Annotated in this window: 13 protein-coding genes; 9 read left to right on the plus strand and 4 right to left on the minus strand. The window is 60.6% G+C overall.

The genetic code is table 11. From position 1 onward, the window contains the following. Positions 1-32: 32 nt before the first annotated feature. Positions 33-1,376, minus strand: a complete 1,344-nt coding sequence (locus tag FHL07_RS15350) for an MATE family efflux transporter (protein WP_138738652.1) — start codon at positions 1,374-1,376, stop codon at positions 33-35. A 190-nt stretch (positions 1,377-1,566) separates the two neighbouring features. Here FHL07_RS15350 and FHL07_RS15355 point away from each other — a divergent pair, with 190 nt between their 5' ends. After that, positions 1,567-6,456 (plus strand): alpha-2-macroglobulin family protein, encoded by a 4,890-nt coding sequence (locus tag FHL07_RS15355; protein WP_138738653.1) that lies wholly within the window; start codon positions 1,567-1,569, stop codon positions 6,454-6,456. A gap of 868 nt (positions 6,457-7,324) precedes the next feature. Here FHL07_RS15355 and FHL07_RS15365 read toward each other — a convergent pair. Further along, positions 7,325-7,618 carry a hypothetical protein gene (locus FHL07_RS15365; RefSeq protein WP_095001099.1) on the minus strand — a complete coding sequence of 98 codons (294 nt, stop codon included), beginning with the start codon at positions 7,616-7,618 and terminating at the stop codon, positions 7,325-7,327. 91 nt (positions 7,619-7,709) lie between these two features. Here FHL07_RS15365 and pbpC point away from each other — a divergent pair, with 91 nt between their 5' ends. The 4 genes from pbpC (at position 7,710) to FHL07_RS15385 (ending at position 13,864) form a co-directional block, all read left to right on the plus strand. Continuing rightward, the gene (pbpC, locus tag FHL07_RS15370; RefSeq protein WP_446730761.1) at positions 7,710-10,046 is read left to right on the plus strand and encodes a peptidoglycan glycosyltransferase PbpC; all 2,337 of its coding nucleotides are present in this window, start codon (positions 7,710-7,712) and stop codon (positions 10,044-10,046) included. 434 nt (positions 10,047-10,480) lie between these two features. Beyond that, on the plus strand, positions 10,481-10,873 hold the full coding sequence (locus tag FHL07_RS23965; RefSeq protein ID WP_342354477.1) for a hypothetical protein: 393 nt from the start codon (positions 10,481-10,483) through the stop codon (positions 10,871-10,873). After that, positions 10,837-11,988 (plus strand): collagen-like triple helix repeat-containing protein, encoded by a 1,152-nt coding sequence (locus tag FHL07_RS15380; RefSeq protein ID WP_138738670.1) that lies wholly within the window; start codon positions 10,837-10,839, stop codon positions 11,986-11,988. Before FHL07_RS23965 ends, FHL07_RS15380 begins: the two co-directional genes overlap by 37 nt. Before the next feature lie 193 nt (positions 11,989-12,181). Next, the gene (locus FHL07_RS15385) at positions 12,182-13,864 is read left to right on the plus strand and encodes a ShlB/FhaC/HecB family hemolysin secretion/activation protein (RefSeq protein WP_095001041.1); all 1,683 of its coding nucleotides are present in this window, start codon (positions 12,182-12,184) and stop codon (positions 13,862-13,864) included. A gap of 60 nt (positions 13,865-13,924) precedes the next feature. On the opposite strand, the gene FHL07_RS15390 is transcribed toward FHL07_RS15385, so the two are convergent. Both FHL07_RS15390 and FHL07_RS15395 read right to left on the minus strand, forming a co-directional pair. After that, positions 13,925-14,338 (minus strand): response regulator, encoded by a 414-nt coding sequence (locus FHL07_RS15390; RefSeq protein WP_095001042.1) that lies wholly within the window; start codon positions 14,336-14,338, stop codon positions 13,925-13,927. 66 nt (positions 14,339-14,404) lie between these two features. Further along, complete coding sequence (locus tag FHL07_RS15395; RefSeq protein ID WP_095027242.1) at positions 14,405-14,632, minus strand: Flp family type IVb pilin; 228 nt, start codon at positions 14,630-14,632, stop codon at positions 14,405-14,407. 333 nt (positions 14,633-14,965) lie between these two features. On the opposite strand from FHL07_RS15395, the gene cpaB reads away from it, so the two are divergent. From cpaB to FHL07_RS15415, 4 genes are read left to right on the plus strand one after another with little or no spacing between them, the layout of a single operon-like run. Then, positions 14,966-15,895: a Flp pilus assembly protein CpaB gene (cpaB, locus tag FHL07_RS15400; RefSeq protein WP_095001044.1), complete on the plus strand. Its 930-nt coding sequence runs from the start codon at positions 14,966-14,968 to the stop codon at positions 15,893-15,895. A 36-nt stretch (positions 15,896-15,931) separates the two neighbouring features. Continuing rightward, a complete protein-coding gene (locus FHL07_RS15405; protein WP_095001045.1) occupies positions 15,932-17,158 on the plus strand; it encodes a type II and III secretion system protein family protein in 1,227 nt (408 codons plus the stop codon). Beyond that, positions 17,155-18,360 carry a pilus assembly protein gene (locus FHL07_RS15410; protein WP_095020822.1) on the plus strand — a complete coding sequence of 402 codons (1,206 nt, stop codon included), beginning with the start codon at positions 17,155-17,157 and terminating at the stop codon, positions 18,358-18,360. The genes FHL07_RS15405 and FHL07_RS15410 overlap by 4 nt, the downstream gene beginning before the upstream one ends. Then, the gene (locus tag FHL07_RS15415) at positions 18,357-19,631 is read left to right on the plus strand and encodes a CpaF family protein (RefSeq protein ID WP_095001047.1); all 1,275 of its coding nucleotides are present in this window, start codon (positions 18,357-18,359) and stop codon (positions 19,629-19,631) included. Before FHL07_RS15410 ends, FHL07_RS15415 begins: the two co-directional genes overlap by 4 nt. The last annotated feature ends 2 nt before the right edge of the window (positions 19,632-19,633 follow it).

Here is a 19,633-nt window from a genome sequence, read left to right on the forward strand (position 1 = left end):
TGCACGGGCCGGCGTTTTTTTTCGCCTCAGTGTCAGGCGCCGAACCACTGATTCTTGCGCTGCATCTGCCATGCATACACGCCCAGGGTCAGGCTGCGCAGCACCATAAACAGCAGGAAACTTATCCACAGCCCGTGGTTGCCATAGCCGTGCAGGACCCAGGCGGCGGGGAAGGCGATGGCCACGCTGATCACCATGGCGTTGCGCATTTCACGAGCGCGGGTAGCACCGATAAACAGCCCGTCAAGCAAGTAGCTCCACACTGCAATCAGCGGCAGCAGGGCCAGATAGGGCAAGTACTGGAAAGCGGTTTCGCGCACAACGGGAATATCGGTCTGCATTTGCACAAACAGATGCCCGCCGAACATAAACAGCAGCGCAAAACCCAGGCTGGCCAATAGTGACCAGCCGCAGGCCACCACCATCGAGCGGCGCAACGCCTCACGGTCGCGGGCGCCAATAGCGTGTCCGCACAGTGCCTCGACGGCGTGGGCCAGACCGTCCAGGGCATGGGCAGCCAGCAGCAGGCCATTGAGCAATAACGCATTGGCAGCCACGGTGGCATCGCCCAGGCGGGCGCCTTGCAGGGTGATGGAGAAAAACACCAGTTGCAGCATCAGGCTGCGGATAAAAATATCGCGATTGACCCCCAGTAACGGCTTCCAGTTGTGCCACATGCCCAGGGCGGCCCACACTACCTTGCCCGGATATCGACGCAGGGCACCGCGGGTCAGCCACAGGCCGAGCAGGGCGCCGCTCCATTCGGCAATCACCGAAGCCCGGGCCGAGCCTGCCACCCCCCAGTCCAGCCCGAGGACGAACCACAGGTTCAGCGCGATATTCACCAGATTGGTCGTCAGCAGGATCGCCAGCGGTGCGCGGGCGTTTTGCGTGCCCAAAAACCAGCCTACCAGTGCATAACTGGCCAGTGCGGCGGGCAGGCCAAATAGCCGTGTGTGGAAGAACTCCAGAGTCAGCGCGTGCAGTTCGGTGGAGGGCTGCATCAGGCTCAGGGCCACGCCGCTAAAAGGAATCGCAATGGCCCCCAGCAGCACCGACAACAGCACGCTGAGCAACAGGCCCTGCAGCAGGATTTGCCGCAGCGCGGCGCCATCACCGCGTCCGGCGGCCTGCGCGGCGAAGCCGGTGGTGCCCATGCGCAGAAAACCCATCATCCAGGCCAGGAAGATATACAGGCTGGCGCCCACGGCGACGGCGCCCAGTTGATGGGCGTGGGGCAAATGGCCGATGACAGTACTGTCGACCAACGCTACCAGCGGCACGGAGATATTGGACAGGATCATGGGGGCCGCCAGCGCCCACACCCGGCGATGGGTAGGACGGTCGCGCCAGTCGGCTAACAGGGAAGATGACATGCAGGCTCCTTGGGGGAGCGCGATTGTAGCCGCAAAGCCTGCCCTCACCCCAACCCTCTCCCGGAGGGCGAGGGGGCTGATCTGCGCTTTTGTCCCCTATCCCTTCGGGAGAGGGCTAGGGTGAGGGGCTCTTGATCTTCATCCAGCTGTTATATAGTCAACCCTTAACTGCCCGGTAAACGAGTACACCATGCTGAACAAAGGACTGCTTTTGGCCTGCACGCTGGCGCTGCTGAGCGCTTGTGATTCTTCCAGCGTCGACAAACCCGCCACGCCACAGGTGGCCACGAGCCAGCCGGCTAAACCGGTACAGGACGTCAAAGTGCTGGCCGAGCGTTATGCCGGGCGCGAGTTGAGTGTGGTAGACGTCTCTGAAGTGCAGCTGGACGGGGCCAGCACCTTGTCCGTGAGCTTTTCAGTGCCGCTGGACCCGCAGCAGAACTTTGCCGACAAACTGCATCTGGTGGACGCCAAGGCCGGCAAGGTCGATGGCGCCTGGGAGCTGTCGGACAACCTGATGGAGTTGCGCCTGCGCCACCTTGAGCCGCAGCGCAAGTTGATCCTTACCGTCGACCCCGGCCTGCGCGCCGTCAACGATGCCAAGCTCGCCGCCGAATACGTCAGTCGCCTGGAAACCCGCGACCTGCAACCCACGGTCGGCTTCGCCAGCCGTGGCAACCTGCTGCCCACGCGCCTGGCCGAAGGTCTGCCGGTGATCGCGCTGAACGTCGACAAGGTCGATGTCGAGTTCTTTCGGGTCAAACCCGAGTCGCTGCCGGCGTTTCTCAGCCAGTGGGGGCGCAACAGCAGCCTGCAAAGCTACGAAGCCAGGGATCTGCTGAATATGGCCGATCTGGTTTACAGCGGCCGTTTTGACTTGAACCCGGCGCGCAATACCCGGGAAACCCTGATCCTGCCCACGGCCGGGATCAAGCCCTTGCAGCAGCCGGGAGTTTATCTGGCGGTGATGACCGCCTCCGGCAGTTACAACTATTCGACCCCAGCCACCTTGTTTACCCTCAGCGATATCGGACTTTCGGTGCATCGCTACCAAAAGCGCCTGGATGTGTTCACACAGGCCCTGGAAGGTGGCAGTGCACTGAGCGGCATCGATCTCGAGTTGCTTGATGGCAAGGGCAAGATGCTTGGCCAGGGCAAGACGGGCAAGGACGGGCATGCCGAGCTGGCCTTGCCACCCAAGGCCGAAGTGCTGCTGGCGCGCCAGGGCGACCAGACCAGCCTGTTGCGCTTGAACACGGCGGCGCTGGATCTGGCCGAATTCGATATTGGCGGCCCGCAGGCGCATCCGTTGCAGTTCTTTGTATTTGGCCCCCGTGATCTGTATCGCCCCGGCGAAACCGTGCTGCTCAATGCCTTGCTGCGCGACCGCGACGGCAACCCGGTCAAGCCGCAGCCGGTCAGCGTCGAGGTGCGTCGCCCGGACGAGCAGGTGAGCCGCAAGTTCGTCTGGACGCCGGATGCTTCCGGTCTGTATCAGTACCCGCTGCAACTGGCCGCCGAAGCACCGACCGGGCGCTGGCAGCTGGTGTTCGACTTTGGTGACGGCAAGCCGCAGCTGTACGAGTTTTTGGTCGAGGACTTTTTACCCGAGCGCATGGCACTTGAACTCAAGGGCAGCGATACCCCGCTGAGCCCCGAGCAAACCGCTGAAATCCAGGTTGCGGGGCGTTACCTGTACGGTGCTCCGGCAGCCGGTAACCGCTTGAGCGGGCAGGTCTATGTGCGGCCATTGCGCGAGGCGGTCAGTGCCTTGCCGGGCTATCAGTTCGGTTCGGTGACAGAACCGGAGCTGACCCAGGATCTGGAGCTGGACGAAAGCGTGCTCAACGCCGACGGCAAGCAAACCCTCAGCATTGACAGTCAATGGAGCGATGCCAAATCGCCGTTGCAACTGATTGTGCAGGCCAGTTTGCAGGAGTCGGGCGGGCGCCCGATTACCCGTCGCCTGGTGCAGCCGGTATGGCCGGCAGACCGTCTGCCGGGGCTGCGCGGCCTGTTTGACGGTGCTGAAACCGATGGCGACGGCCCGGTTGAGTTCGAGCTGCTGGTTGCTGACAGTCAGGGCAACAAATTGGCGGCCGACAACCTCAAGGTGCGTCTGGTGCGTGAACGCCGCGATTACTACTGGAACTACTCGGACAACGACGGCTGGAGTTATCACTACAACGAGAAGTTTCTGAACCTCAACGAAGAGACCCTCAGCCTCAAGGCGGGCGAAACCGCCAAGGTCAGCTTTCCGGTGGAGTGGGGCCCTTACCGCGTAGAGGTTGAAGACCCGCAAACCGGCTTGATCAGCAGCCTGCGTTTCTGGGCCGGTTATCGTGCCCAGGACAACGCCGAAGGCGGTGCCGTGCGCCCCGACCAGGTCAAGCTGGCGCTGGACAAGGCCGCTTATGCCGATGGCGATACGGCCAAGGTCACGGTCACGCCACCTGCGGCTGGCAAGGGCTACTTGCTGGTTGAAGGCAGCGATGGCCCGTTGTGGTGGCAGGAAATCGAAGTGCCGGCCGAGGGCAAGGCCTACGCAATCAGACTCGACCCGAGCTGGGCCCGGCATGACTTGTATATCAGTGCACTGGTGATCCGCCCCGGTGAGCGCAAGACCAATATCACTCCCAAGCGTGCTGTAGGGGTGCTGCACCTGCCCATCGATCGCAGCCAGCGCAAGTTGGCTCTTACGCTGGATGCCCCTGAAAAAATGCGTCCCAAGCAACCTCTGACGGTGAAGCTCTCGGCTAAAAATGCCGATGGCAGCATTCCCAAACAGGCCCATGTACTGCTGGCTGCCGTGGATGTGGGCGTGCTCAATATCACTGAGTACCCGACCCCCGACCCGTTCGCCAGCCTGTTCGGGCGCAAGGCCTATGGGGCGGATCAGCTGGATATTTACGGGCAGTTGATTGAGGCCGGGCAGGGCCGTCTGGCCAGCCTGGCGTTCGGCGGCGATGCGGCACTGGCCAAGGGCGGCAAGCGACCTGCCACCAGTGTCACCATCGTGGCGCTGCAAAGCGCACCGGTGACGCTCAACGAGCAGGGCGAAGGTGAAGTCAGTGTGGATATCCCTGACTTTAACGGCGAGTTGCGCTTGATGGCACAAGCCTGGACCGACGATCGCTACGGCATGGCCGAGGCCAGAACCGTGGTCGCTGCACCATTGGTGGCCGAGCTGGCTGCGCCGCGCTTTCTGGCCGGTGGCGACGAGACGCGGCTGGCGCTGGACCTGTCCAACCTCACCGACAAGCCGCAAACGCTGCACGTGAACCTTAACACCGAGGGGCAACTGAGCCTGCTGGGTGACGCGACACAGAGCCTGACACTCAGCCCCGGCCAGCGCAGTACCTTGCAGGTTCCGGTCAAGGCGCTGGGCGGGTATGGCACCGGTGTGGTCAAGGTGACGGTCAATGGCCTGGACCTGCCGGGTGAAACCCTGGCGCCGTTCACCCGCGAATGGACGTTGGGGGTGCGCCCGGCGTATCCAGCATTGCTAAAGCATTACCGTGCTGTGCTCAACGACCAGCCCTGGAGCCTGCCCGAGGGCGAGCTGCAGGCCTTTGAACCGGCCGGGCGTGAAGCCTTGCTCAGCTTGTCGAGCCGCCCGCCGCTGAATCTTGGCGAGCAGATTCGTGCGCTCAAGGCTTACCCGTATGGCTGTTCCGAGCAAACCACCAGCGGCCTGTACCCGGCTCTGTATGCCGATGCAGCCCTGCTCAAACGCCTGGGCCTTGAAGGCGAGCCGGACACCGAGCGCAAACGCAAAATCGAGTTGGGTATCGAGCGCCTGCTGGGCATGCAGCGCTACAACGGCAGTTTTGGCCTGTGGGGCGCGGACGGTCAGGAAGAGTACTGGCTCACGGCCTATATCACCGACTTCCTGCTGCGCGCCCGCGATCAAGGCTACGCGGTACCTCCCGAGGCGCTGAAAAAGGCCAGCGAGCGGTTGCTGCGTTATGTGCAGGAACGCAACCTGATCGAGGCCGACTACAGCGACAACCTCGACCACACCCGCTTTGCCGTACAGGCCTATGCAGCGCTGGTCCTGGCCCGAAGCCAACAGGCGCCGCTGGGTGCGCTGCGCAGCATTTTTGAGCGCCGCAGCGATGCCCGTTCCGGTTTGCCTCTGGTGCAGTTGGCCATTGCCCTGCAGAAAATGGGCGATCAACCGCGCGCCGATCAAGCGTTGGTGGCGGGGTTGGCGGCGAAGCGCAAGGCTGATCAATGGCTGGGCGACTACGGCAGCCCGCTGCGCGATCAGGCGTTGATTCTGGCCTTGCTGGAAGAGAACAACCTGATGAGTGGTCAGCGTGAACAGCGACTGTTCGACCTGTCCGATCAACTGGCGGCGAGTCAGTGGCTGTCGACCCAGGAACGCAATTCACTGTTCCTCGCCGGTCGCGATTTGCTGGGCAAGCCTGAGGCCAGCTGGAGTGCGCAACTCACCAGTGGCGAAGAGACCCGCGAGCTGAACAACGCCCGCTCAGGGCTTAAGCTCGACGGGCCGCTGCTAGCCTCGCCCCTGACCCTGCGTAACGCAGGCAGCGCGCCGAGTTATCAACAGCTGACGATTTCGGGTTATCCACAGCACGCCCCGGCGGCGGGCGGCGAAAACATGAGCATTCGCCGCGACTACCTGGGTATGAACGGTGAGCCGCTGGATCTCAAGGCGCTGAAAAGTGGTGATCTGGTGCTGGTGCATCTGGCCGTGACAGCCAAGCAGCAAGTGCCTGATGCGCTGGTGGTGGATTTGCTGCCGGCAGGCCTGGAGCTGGAAAACCAGAACCTGGGGCAGAGCGCGGCCAGCCTTGAAAACGCCAGTACTCAAGTGAAGCAATGGCGCGAGTCGATGCAGAACGCCAGCGTGCAGCATCAGGAGTATCGGGATGATCGTTATGTGGCGGCAGTCAAACTGGATGGCTACGGGACCACGCACCTGCTGTACCTGGCCCGTGCAGTGACTCCGGGTACCTACCGGGTACCGCCGCCGCAAGTGGAATCGATGTACCGGCCCAACTGGCAGGCCGTGGGTGAGGCGGCGGGGGAGATGGTGATCAAGGGGCGTTAGGTCTGTGGCCGCGGTAGGGTTTAACAGGTACACCGGGTACATATCCGGCATTCGCGTTTGAACGGGATATTGGTTTCGCCCTTACGGCGAGTCACTTTTTCCAGACGCCGAAAAAGTAACCAAAAAGGCTTGCCCCTGGCGTACGGCCTTCGCTGCGCTCAGGTTCCCTCGCTCCGGTCCCGCTCCGTGGGCACGCCGCCACGGGCCATCCTTGGCCCATCGCGGCTCTCCCGGCATCCATGCCGGGAGGCCCACTGCGCAGAACCTCCACTCGGCCTCCCGATGGGGCGGGTAGATCAACAGCCGTCGAGGCGGCCGACCGGCCGGCCTGTTTGAATACAGGATCTGCGACCGACATATTTCCCTGTGGGAGCCGGGCTTGCCCGCGATGCAGGCACCTCGTTCTATCTGGAGGAACAAAGTGCTGGCATCGCGGGCAGGCCCGCTCCCACAAGAGTTGGTGTTGGTTAATTTTTTTGCTTTTGCTTTTGCTTTTGCTTTTGTTGTGGCCACTCGATTGTGCAGGCGACGCGAATGCCCCTCACAGAAGGCCGAACGTAGGTGCTGTTATGGGGGTGGAGCGGCAGGACGCCGCGCCAGCCGCGATGGGCCATGGATGGCCCGTCGCGGCGTGCCCCCATAACAGTGCCGGAGAGAGGGAACCGGGGAGCCTTGGCGAGTCGGCCGTATGGTAGGGCGAGGACTTTTTGGTTCCTTTTTGGTCCTTCAAAAAGGGACTCGCCGTAAGGGCGAAACCGATACTTCAGTTAACCGCAGATGCCGGATATGTACCCGATGTACCGCTTAAACCGCCACAGCGGCTAAAGCGGCTACAGGTTTGGCGCATCGCTCCCACAGGAGTAAAAGCTCAACTGATGATCCAGCTCAAGAGCCACAGCCCCAGCACCAGCCAGATCACACCGCCGATGATCGAGGCGCGGATAAAGGCGCGCACGGCGTTGTACAAAAACAACAGGCCGATGATCAACACCGCAATGCTGATGATCGAGGTGTCCATGCCCAACGCCCGGGCCATGCCGTCGACAAAGTTGCTGCCTGCCTCAGTGATGGTGCCGAACAGGCCGTTCAGGGTCTCGACGATAAAACGCACCAGCGTGCCCAGCCACAGGCCAAGATTTCCAATAAAACTTTCGACGTGCATGGTCAGGTTCCGATGAGTAAGGTGGCCACTGTGCCAGATATACACATTAGGCATCCATTCATGGTGCAAGTTGCGTAGCGAGTGAGTTTGAGTGGGGCCAGGGATCAAAAAATTACTGGGTTGGACGGCTGGCGGCCTGCTGGCGCTGTGTACGTTGCTGTGGCTGGTTGACAGGATCTGGCCGCTGCCGTTGCCCAAGGATGACCAGGCCCGCGTTGTCCTGGCCGAAGACGGCACGCCACTGTGGCGCTTTGCCGATGCCAACGGTGTGTGGCGCTACCCGGTGCATGTCGAAGACGTGTCGCCGCTGTACCTGGATGCCTTGCTGACCTACGAGGACCGCTGGTTCTTTCAACACCCCGGGGTCAACCCGCTGGCGCTGGGCCGTGCGGCCTGGCAAAACCTTAGCGGCGGGCGGGTGTTATCAGGCGGTAGCACCTTGTCGATGCAGGTTGCACGCCTGCTCGATCCCCATGAGCGGACGTTGCCTGGCAAATTGCGTCAGCTATGGCGCACCGCTCAGCTGGAATGGCATCTGAGCAAGCCGCAGATTCTTGAGCTGTACCTCAATCGCGCGCCATTTGGCGGTACCCTGCAGGGTGTTGCTGCGGCCAGTTGGGCTTATCTGGGCAAGTCGCCGCAGCAGCTCACCCGTTCCGAGGCAGCCCTGCTCGCCGTGTTGCCACAAGCGCCGAGCCGCTTGCGCCCCGACCGTCACCCGCAACGCGCACAAGTGGCTCGGGACAAGGTGCTGCGTCGCCTGGCCGAGTACCGGGTGTGGCCACAGCCGGCGGTGGATGAAGCTCTGGAGGAGCCGCTGCTGCTGGCACCGCGCCTTGAACCGAGCCTTGCACCCTTGCTGGCGCGACGCCTTAACCGCCCCGGCAGCCCGCCACTGATCCGTACCATGATCGACGCCAGTTTGCAGCGTCGCCTCGAAGACTTGCTGCTGGGCTGGCGCGCCCGTTTGCCCGATCACACCTCGGCGGCCATTGTGGTGGTCGAAACCGAAAACATGGCCGTACGCGCCTATCTGGGGTCGGTGGACATCAACGATGCACGCCGCTTTGGCCATGTCGACATGATCACCGCCATGCGCTCGCCGGGCTCGACCCTCAAGCCGTTTTTGTACGGCATGGCCATGGATGCTGGGCTGATTCACTCTGAATCGCTGCTGCAGGATGTGCCGCGGCGTTATGGCGACTATCGTCCGGGCAACTTCTCCATGGGTTTCAGCGGGCCGGTATCGGCCAGTGCCGCGCTGGTCACTTCGCTCAACTTGCCCGCCGTACAACTGCTTGAAGCCTATGGGCCCAAGCGTTTTGCCGCCGATATGCGCAACGGTGGCGTGCCCTTGAGTTTGCCAGCACTGGCCGAGCCCAATCTGGCGCTGATTCTGGGCGGCGCCGGCAGCCGTCTGGAAGATCTGGTCAGCGGTTACAGCGCCCTGGCACGTGAAGGGCGCAGCGCCAACCTGCGGCTGCAACCCGACGACGAACTGCGCGAGCGGCGCATGCTGTCGCCGGGGGCGGCATGGGTGATACGGCGCATCCTCAGCGGGCAGGCGCGCCCTGACCGCGACCCCCATGCCGACCTGGTGCTGCGCCCGCAACTGGCCTGGAAGACCGGTACCAGTTATGGCTTTCGCGATGCGCTGGCGGTCGGTGTTGGGCCGCGTTACCTGATCGGTGTGTGGATCGGTCGCCCGGATGGAACCCCCGTGCCGGGGCAGTTCGGCCTGGCGTCGGCGGCTCCCTTGATGCTGCAAGTCCACGACGTATTGAGCAACCGCGACAACCAGCGTGGCATTGTCGCGCCAGTACAGGCGGTGCCGGACAGTGTTGGGGTGGCAGCGATTTGCTGGCCATTGGGGCAGCCCATGAACAAGAGCGATGCCAATTGTCGTCGCCAGCGGTTTGCCTGGACCCTGGATCACACCACGCCGCCGACCTTGCTGGCGGCGGATCAACCTCTGGGTGTGGGCCTGCGCGAAATCATCCGGGTCAATCCGCAAGGCTTGCGTGTTGGCCCGCAATGCGCCGACGGGCAACAACACGAGGTGGCATTGTGGCCAGCCCCCCTTGAGCCCTGGCTACCCAGGGTAGAGCGACGTGAAGCGCGGCTGCCTGCGGCTTCCACACAATGCCCGCCACCGGCCTTGAGTGCGCTGACCCCGCTGTCGATTGTCGGTGTACGTGACGGCGACCGACTGCGCCGTCCTGCTGCCAGCCAGGCGATGTTGCGCCTGGCGCTATCGGCCTTGGGCGGTGAAGGTCGGCGCTGGTGGTTTATCAATGGCGCGCCGCTGGGCGACAGTGCACAACCAGAGGTATTCAACACCAGCCTGGAACTACCGGGGCGTTATGAGCTGAGCGTGCTCGATGAAAGCGGGCAAACTGCCCGTGTCGAGTTCAGTGTGGTGGAGTAACAGCCCCTCTTTGTGCCTGTTTTACGCACTGAATATCAACTTGAAACCCGTCAATTATGCTTATACCTAAAGTAGAGTCGCTGCTGGCAGTGTTTTTTCGGGGAAGTAATGGCGTTGATATATATGGTTTTTTTACTGGCGTTTAAAACCAAAGTATTAATCATCAAGAAGGGGGCAAGGTGTTTTATATAAGGGGTTAATACCAAGTTGTGAATTGTTTGATAAGGCCCGCGGCGTTGTTATGTACCCAACGGACGAACGTATCCCCGACACAGAGCAGGGAACTTCGAACTCAGGCATAACAGGTGCAAGGGACTTAATCATGAATACTCAACTTTTTCTGAAAACCAGCACAGCGCTCCTCTTGGTCATGACTGTCAGCCTGGCTGGCTGCAGCGGCGGCGGTGGCGGCCACAAGAGCTATGTAGCCAGCAGTGATACCGGTACTGACGCAGGTACTGGCGGTGGTACAGGCGGTGGCACAGACGGCGGCACAGACGGCGGCACTGGCGGCGGTACCGGTGGTGGTACAGACGGCGGTACTGGCGGTGGAACTGGTGGTGGTACAGACGGCGGTACTGGCGGTGGAACTGGTGGTGGTACAGGCGGCGGTACTGGTGGTGGTACAGGCGGTGGAACTGGCGGTGGAACCGGTGGCGGCACTGGCGGAGGCACCGGCGGTACAGGCGGTACAGGCGGTACAGGCGGTACAGGCGGTACAGGCGGTACAGGCACAACTCCTCTGGTTACAGGTCAGGTCGCAGGTCAGGTCGGCAGCGCCCTTGGCGGCGTGGGCACCACGGTCAGCGGGGTTGGTGGCACCCTGAGCACCGTGCCTGTGGTCGGTACCGTGGCTGGCGGCCTGGTGACCAATACCGGCAATGCCGTGACCTCCGTAACAGATGGCATTACTGGTGGCCTGGGCTCGCTGGGTACCGACAAGAACTCCCTCGGCCTGACTGTCGGTGGTGTTACCAACGCGGTTGGTGATGTAGGCAAAGGCGTTTCGTCAGTGGGTACCGGTCTGAGCACCGTGCTGGACAACACCCCGATCAGCCAGATTCCGCTGGTGGGTGGCGTGGTTGGCAAGGTGACTGATACCACGGGCGGGCTGGTCAACAAAGTGGGCACCACGGTGACCATGATCGGCAATACCCTGACCACCGATGTGAGCAGTGGCAAGCTGGGCGCCTTGACCGGCGGCGTAAATGACAAGGTGCTGGTGCCGGTGATTTCCCTGGTCGAGAACGTCACGGGCAAAGTGGGTACCACCACAGGGCTGGGGGCACCGGTAGATGGTCTGCTGAACAAAGTAGGCGGCACCGTGAGCGGCCTCGGCGACAAGGTGACAGCTACCGGCGGCGACAACCCGGTGACTTCTCTGGTGGGTGGTGTGCTGACCGGTGTAGGCGGTGCGGTTGACAAGGCTGGCGGCTACGTGAATCCGGCAGCGGGCTCCACAGGCAGCGGTACTGGTACTGGTACCGGGACAGGGCTGGGTGGTCTGCTGGGCGGGCTGGGTGTGGGCGCAAGCGCCGGGGCCGGTGTAGGTGCCGGTGCCGGGGTTAGTACAGGTGGTGTGAGCGCAGGTGCGGGGGCCGGTGCAGGCGCTGGTGCAGGCGCTGGTGTAGGCGCCGGGGTTGGCGGTCTGCTGGGCGGTCTGGGTGTGGGGGCAAGCACTGGCGGCAGTGTCGGAGCTGGTGCTGACACTACAGGTGCAAGTGCAAGTGCAAGTGCAAGTGCAGGTGCAGGTGCAGTCGGTGGTGTTGGCGGTGTCGTCGGTGGGGTAGTTGGTGGTCTTGGCGGCTTGCTGGGTGTCAAAGTGGACTCAGTCAACAACACTGCCGATACAACAGCAGGAGCCGCGGGCGCTGGTACAGGCGGTCTGGGCGGAGTACTTGGGGGCGTGGTTGGCGGGCTGGGCAACCTGGGCAAGAAATAACTGAAGAATATTGCACCTGGCCGGTTCGACGGCCTTACCTACAGCGCCTACGCTTGGTTGGGACGAGAGATTCAGATGAGTCTCTCGTCTTTTTTCATGTGCAGATTGTAGGACTGATGCTCGGGCCGCTTTGCAAAGCATTCTAAAAATAAAGCCCTTCGTTATGTCGCCGTAGTTGAACATGGAGTGTCCTATGCGTAATTGCGTTCCCTTTTTGTTGTTGGCTCTGGCCCCGTACGCGGGTGCCGAGACCCTTCCGCGTTTTCTCAACAGCAATGACAGCATGCAAACCCTGCCCACGCCCAACCTGCCGGTGGATGCCTATCGCCCTGCGGCGCCTGCGCTGGAGCTACCCAAGCCGGCGGCTGCACAACCCCGGCCACTGGAAATGGGTACCCGCCTGACCATTCGCAAGTTGCAGATCGAAGGTGGCACGATCTATCCGTTGCCAGAGCTGGGGGCGGTGTACAAACCGCTGCTGGGCCATGAAATCACCCTGGCCGAACTGATCGAGGCCACACGCAAGATCACCAAGCGTTACCAGGACGATGGCTATTTATTGTCCTATGCGTTTTTGCCTCAGCAGAACTTCGACCAGGGCCTGGTGCGTGTGGTGCTGGTTGAAGGCTATATCAGCGAGTACAAGGTTGACGGCGATATCGGGCGGGTCAAAGGGTTTGTGGATGAGCTGGTCGATAAGCTCAAGGGCGAACGCCCGCTGACCCGCAAGACGTTCAACCGCTACAGCACGCTGTTGAGCCGCATCCCCGGCGTCACCCTGGAGGCGCAAGTGCCACCACCCGGCACCACCGATGGTGCATCGACGCTGAGTATCAGTGCCAGCCGCAAGCCCTTCACCACCAGCATGAGCCTGGTCGAAGGCAATCGCAGCAGCACCCAGGCGCTGCTGGCGGCCAGCAGCAATTCGCAAACGGCCATGGCCGAACAATTGACCCTGAGCGGGTTGTTTCCCCCGGGCAATGACAAGGAGCACTACTACCGCCTTGATTACAGCCAGTACCTCAACGCGGAAGGCACGCAGTTGAACCTGTTTGGTTCCAGTTATCGCAGTGATCCAAGTACCAGTATCGTCACCAGCGACGGTTTTGAACTCAAGCCCCATCGCGAGAATGACCGCTTTTCGATCGGTATCAGCCATCCACTGATTGCTGCTCCGGATCAATGGCTCAGCGCCGCCGCGCGTTTCTACGGGGTCAATGACAAGACTGACTACGAGATCGTCGGCTACGGGCAGACCATCAGTGACAAAACCAACGTGCGGGCACTGGCGTTTGAGGGCGACTGGCGCAAGTCCGATGCCAAACAACTGCGCATCGTCAGTGCCGGCTTGTACCAGGGCATAGATGGCATGGGTGCCAAGAGCGAGACCAACCTGACCGGCACGCAGTACGATCTGGACTTCTTCCGTTTGCGTCTGTCGGGCGTGCAGAGTAACGGCTACTTCGACAATTGGCAGGGGGTGATATCGGGCGCTCTTTACTGGAGTGACGACACCCTGCCTGACAGCGAAAGGGCGGTATTTGGCGGGCAGAACTTCGGTCGCGGCTACCCGGACGATCAGGCATCCGGCGACAAGGGCTGGGGGGCGGCATACGAACTTAACTACAGCTTCAATCGCGAGGGTGAATGGGTCAAGTTGCTGCAACCCTATGCCGTCGTGGACAGGGCCAAAGTCTGGTACAACGAGTTGCCGTTAAAAGGTTCGGATATGTCTTCGGCAGCACTGGGCTTGCGTTTTGGTGACAAGCGCTATTACAACGTTGCCCTGGAAGTTGCCAAGCCCATGTCGGATATAGCGCTGGACAGTTTTAATCGCCGGCCGCGATATACATTGAGTTTTAGCTATCAGTTGTAGTGTGTGACCGTAAAAGCCCGCCTCCCCAAGTCAGGGGGGCGGGCTTTTATAGTATGGGGGTCAAGTTCTTGCCAGGTGTAAGTGTGTGGGCTGTGGAAAGAGGTTTTCGAGGGTGTCGAGCAGGCGCACGTGGTAGATGGGTTTGCGAAACAGGTCCAGCACCTGCAGGCGCAGAAGGTCGCTTACATCGTCCATATCGGCGTGCCCGGAAATGACAATCACCGGCAAATGCTGGCGCGATGTGTGCTCGCGCAGGCGCTTGATCAGCGCAATACCGCTCTCTTCCGGCATGCGCAGGTCGGTGATGACCAGCGCAATATCCGGATGTTGGGTCAACTGCGAAAGGGCGAGTTTGACTGAAGTTGCCGTATAGCAACAAAAGCCCTCGCCCTCCAGCAGCTCAGCCAACTCCAGCAGTGCGTCCTCTTCGTCATCCACCAGGAGAAGCTGTTGGCGTGATGGGGAGAGGGGCATGTTGTAAGCTCGCATTGGTTGGTTAAGTTTAACTACCTGTTGCTACTAGCTTGTTTAGGTCGGTTGTTATGTTGCTACTGGCTTGTTTAGGCCGGTTGTTATAGTAGTGAAGATGGTTGTTACTGCTTCCTGTACTTTAGGTGAGAGCCCTGCAATAACCACCGCTACCATCGCCGCAATAATTGCGTACTCAATGCCCGAAGCGCCTTCAGTCCGTTTTGCAAACAACTTGGCCTGGCGCGCTACAAATACCTGGGCAGGTACATACACTTTCAGAACAGTATTTAACATCATCTGACTTCTCCTTAGTGCGCCGGATCGGGCACTGCGTAACAAGGGTGCGGGGTGATCTCCATCTGCAATCACAGCATTGGCAATAAATGACTTTCCCACAACTGTATCATTGGACTAATCACAAAGTATTAATCCAAATGACTATTTAAAAAATGCGTGTCAAATCAAACTATTCACAATTGGTTAGAGATTTTTTAGTTCGCTAATGGCATTTTGCTTTACCTGAGCTATTTTTAAATAGCGATTGGTTTCAAACGCATTAAAGGTTCGTAGCTGCCTGATTGTGAATGGGTTTTTTAGTCTGCAGTGCGCAGTGATAAAGGGAGTTTGTGCATGAACAATCGACGCAGTCTGATATTGGCCGCCATTTTGTTTGTCGGGGCAATTGCCGCCGGTTACTGGGGGCTGGTATTGAGTCGACAGCAGCCGGTCGCCGAAGTTCCGGTGGCTCAGTCTGTAGAACAAGGTGTAGCGGCCGTTGAAGACAAAACCCGCCAGGCGGTGGTGGTACTGGTTCGCGATGTCCCCCCGAATGTGGCCTTGACGGCCGATGACCTGACCCTGGAAAAACTCCGTACCGCCCCCGCTGGCAGCCTGACTGCCATCGATCAGGCGGTGGGCCGCACCCCGTGGCGCAGCCTGAGTGCAGGCACCTGGCTCAGTGATCAAAGCTTTGACGTGGGCGGGCCGCTGGCTCGCATGATTCGCCCGGATGAGCGCGCACTGGGGGTCATGATTGACGAGGTGTCCGCTGCGGGTGGGCAGCTTAGCCCCGGTGATTACGTCGATATCCTGTTGTTTTTGCGTCAGGACAGTGGCAACCCTCAGCAGTCGGCCCAAGTGGTATTGCCGGCAGTGCGGGTGCTGAGCGTGGGGGGTGAGCTGGGCTTGACCAGCGATGGCAAGTTGGCCAGCCAGCCGAAAAATGCCGAGGAAGCGCTCAAGCAAGAACAAAGCCGCATCAATGCGCGATCCGCAGTCCTGGCGGTTCCCGAGCAGCTTCTCAATCAACTGATGCTGGCGACCCAGGCAGGCACCCTGCGCCTGGCCGTGCGCAGTGCCGACGAGCAACGTTTGAGCAAATATTGGGCGGGCGAGCAGGAATCTGCGACTAATCTTGATAATGCCAAGCGCAGTCTTTATCAATTTAACCAGTTAGCCATGGCCAGTCCGGCAAGAGTGCCAGTCAGCAGCAATCCCGCTGTCGCCCCTCGGGTACGCGGTATTGAAGTGATCCGCGGCAATCAAACGGCTCAGCAGTAGGCCCAATAAAAATCCTTATCTGAAAGGAAAACCAACATGAGCCACCGTTGCCCTCCACTTTATAAACGCGCTTTCTGGACGCTGCTGCTGAGCAGCTTGCCCCTGGAGATGGCCTTGGCCGCAGGCGAAAACTGCGCGGCATTCAACGCATTGCCTTCGGTATTGGAAGTGGCCCAGGGGGCCCAGAAGGCCATGGGCTTTCCGGTGAACATCTCGCGCATTGCCGTGGGCGACCCCACCATTGCCGATATTCGCTCCAATGGGCCAAACGCTTTTTTGCTCACCGGTATTGCCTCGGGCACCACCAGCCTGATGGTCTGGAGTGCCTGCTCGAAAGAGCCGCACCAAACCATGCTTTTCGTCAAGGGCAAGGCCGCCTCGGGGCTGACCGGTACGACGTTGCCGCCCTCCGAAGACCCGACCTTGCCGGTGCAGGTGCAAACCGATATCCGCTTTGTCGAAGTCAGTCGCACCAAACTGCAGGAAGCCAGTACCTCGATCTTCGGTATGGGCAGCAACTTCCTGTTCGGCTCGCCGGGCTCATTCCTCAGCACCGCTGAAGGGATCATCACCGGTGGTCCGGTGGCCAACGCCAAGTATTTCAACATCGGCTTTGGCGGCGGCAAGGTCAGGGCCATGATCAATGCCCTGGAAGGCAGCGGCTTTGCCTACACCCTGGCGCGTCCCAGCCTCGTGGCCATGAGCGGGCAGAGTGCAACCTTTCTGGCCGGTGGTGAAGTGCCAATCCCGGTGCCCAGCAGCGGCAGCGATAACGTGTCGATCGAGTACAAGGAGTTCGGTATCCGCCTCACGCTGACCCCGACCGTGGTGGGGCGTGATCGCATCATGCTCAAGGTGGCCCCCGAAGTCAGTGAGCTGGACTACACCAACGCGGTGAATATCGCCGGCACCCTGGTACCGGGCCTGACGGTTCGACGCACCGATACCAGCATCTCACTGGCCGACGGCGAAAGTTTTGTGATCAGTGGCTTGATCAGTTCGCGCAACAGCTCCCAGGTCAACAAATTCCCGGGGCTGGGCGACATTCCGATTCTTGGCGCTTTTTTCCGCGACTCCAATATCAGTCGTGAAGAGAAAGAACTGCTGATGATCGTCACCCCGCATCTGGTCCAGCCACTGGCTGCCAATGCGGCACTGCCGACGATGCCCGGGGAGCAATTGCGCAATTACGACCCTAACTGGTATCGCCTGTATTTCCTGGAGAACGGCAAATTCAATAGCCGTAGCGGGTTATCTCAATGAGCCAAAGCCTAAGCCAGACATTTCTCGCGCTGACGCGCAACAACACCGATCTTGAGTGGCTGCAGGGAGCATTAGCGCCGTTGGGTCAAGTGGTGGGTGCAGGCACAAGTAGCCTGGATGAACTGCTGGCCCTGGTTGATGTGACGTTTGCCGGCCTGATATTTGTTGGCCTGGATCGGGACAAGGTAGTCAGCCAGTGCGCGCTGATTGAAGGTGCTCTGGAAGCCAAGCCCATGCTGGCCATCGTTGCCCTGGGCGACGGTATGGATAACCAACTGGTACTCAATGCCATGCGCGCCGGGGCGAGGGACTTTGTGGCCTACGGTTCGCGCTCCAGTGAAGTGGCGGGGCTGGTACGGCGCCTGAGCAAGCGCCTGCCACCTGTAGCACCGAATGCCCAGTTGGGTGGTCTGAGCGTGTTGTTCAGTGCGCAATGCAATGCCGATGGTGCATTGCTGGCCAGCCACTTGGGGCTGGTGGTGCAAAAGCACGATCAAAAAACCCTGTTTCTGGACCTGGGCGTGCCCCGTGGTGATGGCCTGGCCGTGCTGGGCCTGGAAAGCTCGTTCTTTTTCGGTGATGCCCTGCGTCATTTGCGGCGCCTGGACAGCACCTTGATTGACAGTGCCTTTACCAAGACTGCCAGTGGCTTGCGGGTGTTGGCCCACAGTGACAGTGACGAACCGCTGGAGCAAACCAGTGCCGCCGAACTGTATATGTTGCTCAGTGCCTTGCGTCAGCACTTCCAGCATATTGTGGTCAACCTCACCGGTCAGCCTGACAGTGAAGCGCTGCGTACCTTTGCCACCCATTGCGACAGCCTGCTGTGGTACACCGACCAAAGCGTGCTCGATTGCCGCCGCAATCTCGACGTACTCAGCCGCTGGCGGGCCAAGGGCATGAAGTTCGAGCATACGGGCTTGTTGATCGACCGCTATATGAGTGGCGTTGCTCCCAATGCCGATGCCCTGGGTAAAAGCTTTGGCCTGCCGGTGCTGACAACACTCCCACCCAGCCCGGAGCTGCGCATCAATGCCAAGAATCAGGCCACCACCCTGTTTGACCTGGCCCCGCGCGAAGCCCTGAGCCAGGCTTTGAAAAAACTCGGTGAACGGTTGGTCTTGCGTTCACAGGTGCCTGAACAAGCGACTTCCAAATCGGGTACCTGGCTGAACCTGAACCGCCTGTGGGGGGCCAAATGAGCAATGAACAGCTGTTTGGCTCAGGCCTGTACAAGGATGGTCGTGCGGACCATGACGGCCTGAAACTGGTGCTGCACCGCTATATCATCGATGCCATTGAAGAGACCGGAAAAAACCTGCTGGAAGGTTCCCGGGTGTCTTTGGCCCAGTTTGTTACCGAGCGGGTAGCCGAGTATGTGTCGCGCCTGCATCTGGCTATTTCCCGTTATGAGATGGAGCGTCTGGCCGAGGAGATCGTCGACGAACTGACCGGATTCGGCCCCCTCGAAGTGCTGCTGCGCGACCCGGCCGTGACTGAAATTCTGGTCAACGGCCCCCATCGGGTGTTTGTCGAACGCGAGGGTCGACTTAGCCAGAGCGATCTGCGCTTTATCGATGACCATCATGTGGAACGGGTGATGCAGCGCATTCTGGCGCCCCTGGGGCGGCGTCTGGATGAGTCCTCGCCGATGGTCGATGCGCGCCTGCCCGATGGCAGCCGGGTCAACGCCATCATTCCGCCCATTGCCCTGGATGGCCCGTGCCTGTCGATCCGGAAATTTCGCAAGGACATGCTGCAAAGCAGCGACCTGGTGGCCATGCAGACCATCGACCAGGCAATCTTTGAATTCTTCCAGGAGGCGGTGGGCAAGCGCTGCAACATCCTGATCAGCGGCGGTACCGGTACCGGTAAAACCACGCTGCTCAACATCCTCAGCCAGTTGATCAACCCCCATGAGCGCCTGGTCACCATCGAGGACGTGGCTGAATTGCAGTTGGGCCACCCTCATGTGGTGCGCCTTGAAACCCGCCCGCCCAATGCCGAAGGGCATGGTGAGGTGAAATCCAGCGACCTGATCCGCAACGCCCTGCGGATGCGTCCGGACCGCATCATTCTCGGCGAGATCCGCGGTGTGGAAGTGCTCGATGTATTGACCGCGATGAACACCGGTCACGATGGTTCCATGAGCACCGTCCACGCCAACACCGCACAGGATGCCCTGCTGCGACTGGAAACCCTGGTGGGTTTGACCGGGCGTACGGTGGCGGAGAAAACCTTGCGCCAGATGATCTGCGCCGCACTGGACGTGATTATCCAGCTGACGCGCATGCCCGATGGCCGCCGTTGCGTCAGTGAAGTGCTGGAGGTGGTGGGGGTGCGTGACGATGTGTATGTGACCAACACCCTGTTCCGTCTCGACAAGCGCACCGGCTTTGGTTTTATGCGCGAGGCCTTGAACCCGGCAAGCGACAAGTTGCGTCGTGACCCCGTCCTGAACGCCCACGGCTGAGG

The organism is Pseudomonas sp. FSL W7-0098 (assembly GCF_005930585.1).
GTDB lineage: Bacteria > Pseudomonadota > Gammaproteobacteria > Pseudomonadales > Pseudomonadaceae > Aquipseudomonas > Aquipseudomonas bubulae.

Coding starts and splice junctions, on each gene's coding strand:
- FHL07_RS15350 (WP_138738652.1), bottom strand. CDS start 1,376: ATGTCATCTTCCCTGTTAGCCGACTGGCGCGACCGTCCTACCCATCGC.
- FHL07_RS15355 (WP_138738653.1), top strand. CDS start 1,567: ATGCTGAACAAAGGACTGCTTTTGGCCTGCACGCTGGCGCTGCTGAGC.
- FHL07_RS15365 (WP_095001099.1), bottom strand. CDS start 7,618: ATGCACGTCGAAAGTTTTATTGGAAATCTTGGCCTGTGGCTGGGCACG.
- FHL07_RS15385 (WP_095001041.1), top strand. CDS start 12,182: ATGCGTAATTGCGTTCCCTTTTTGTTGTTGGCTCTGGCCCCGTACGCG.
- FHL07_RS15390 (WP_095001042.1), bottom strand. CDS start 14,338: ATGCCCCTCTCCCCATCACGCCAACAGCTTCTCCTGGTGGATGACGAA.
- FHL07_RS15395 (WP_095027242.1), bottom strand. CDS start 14,632: ATGATGTTAAATACTGTTCTGAAAGTGTATGTACCTGCCCAGGTATTT.
- cpaB (WP_095001044.1), top strand. CDS start 14,966: ATGAACAATCGACGCAGTCTGATATTGGCCGCCATTTTGTTTGTCGGG.
- FHL07_RS15405 (WP_095001045.1), top strand. CDS start 15,932: ATGAGCCACCGTTGCCCTCCACTTTATAAACGCGCTTTCTGGACGCTG.
- FHL07_RS15410 (WP_095020822.1), top strand. CDS start 17,155: ATGAGCCAAAGCCTAAGCCAGACATTTCTCGCGCTGACGCGCAACAAC.
- FHL07_RS15415 (WP_095001047.1), top strand. CDS start 18,357: ATGAGCAATGAACAGCTGTTTGGCTCAGGCCTGTACAAGGATGGTCGT.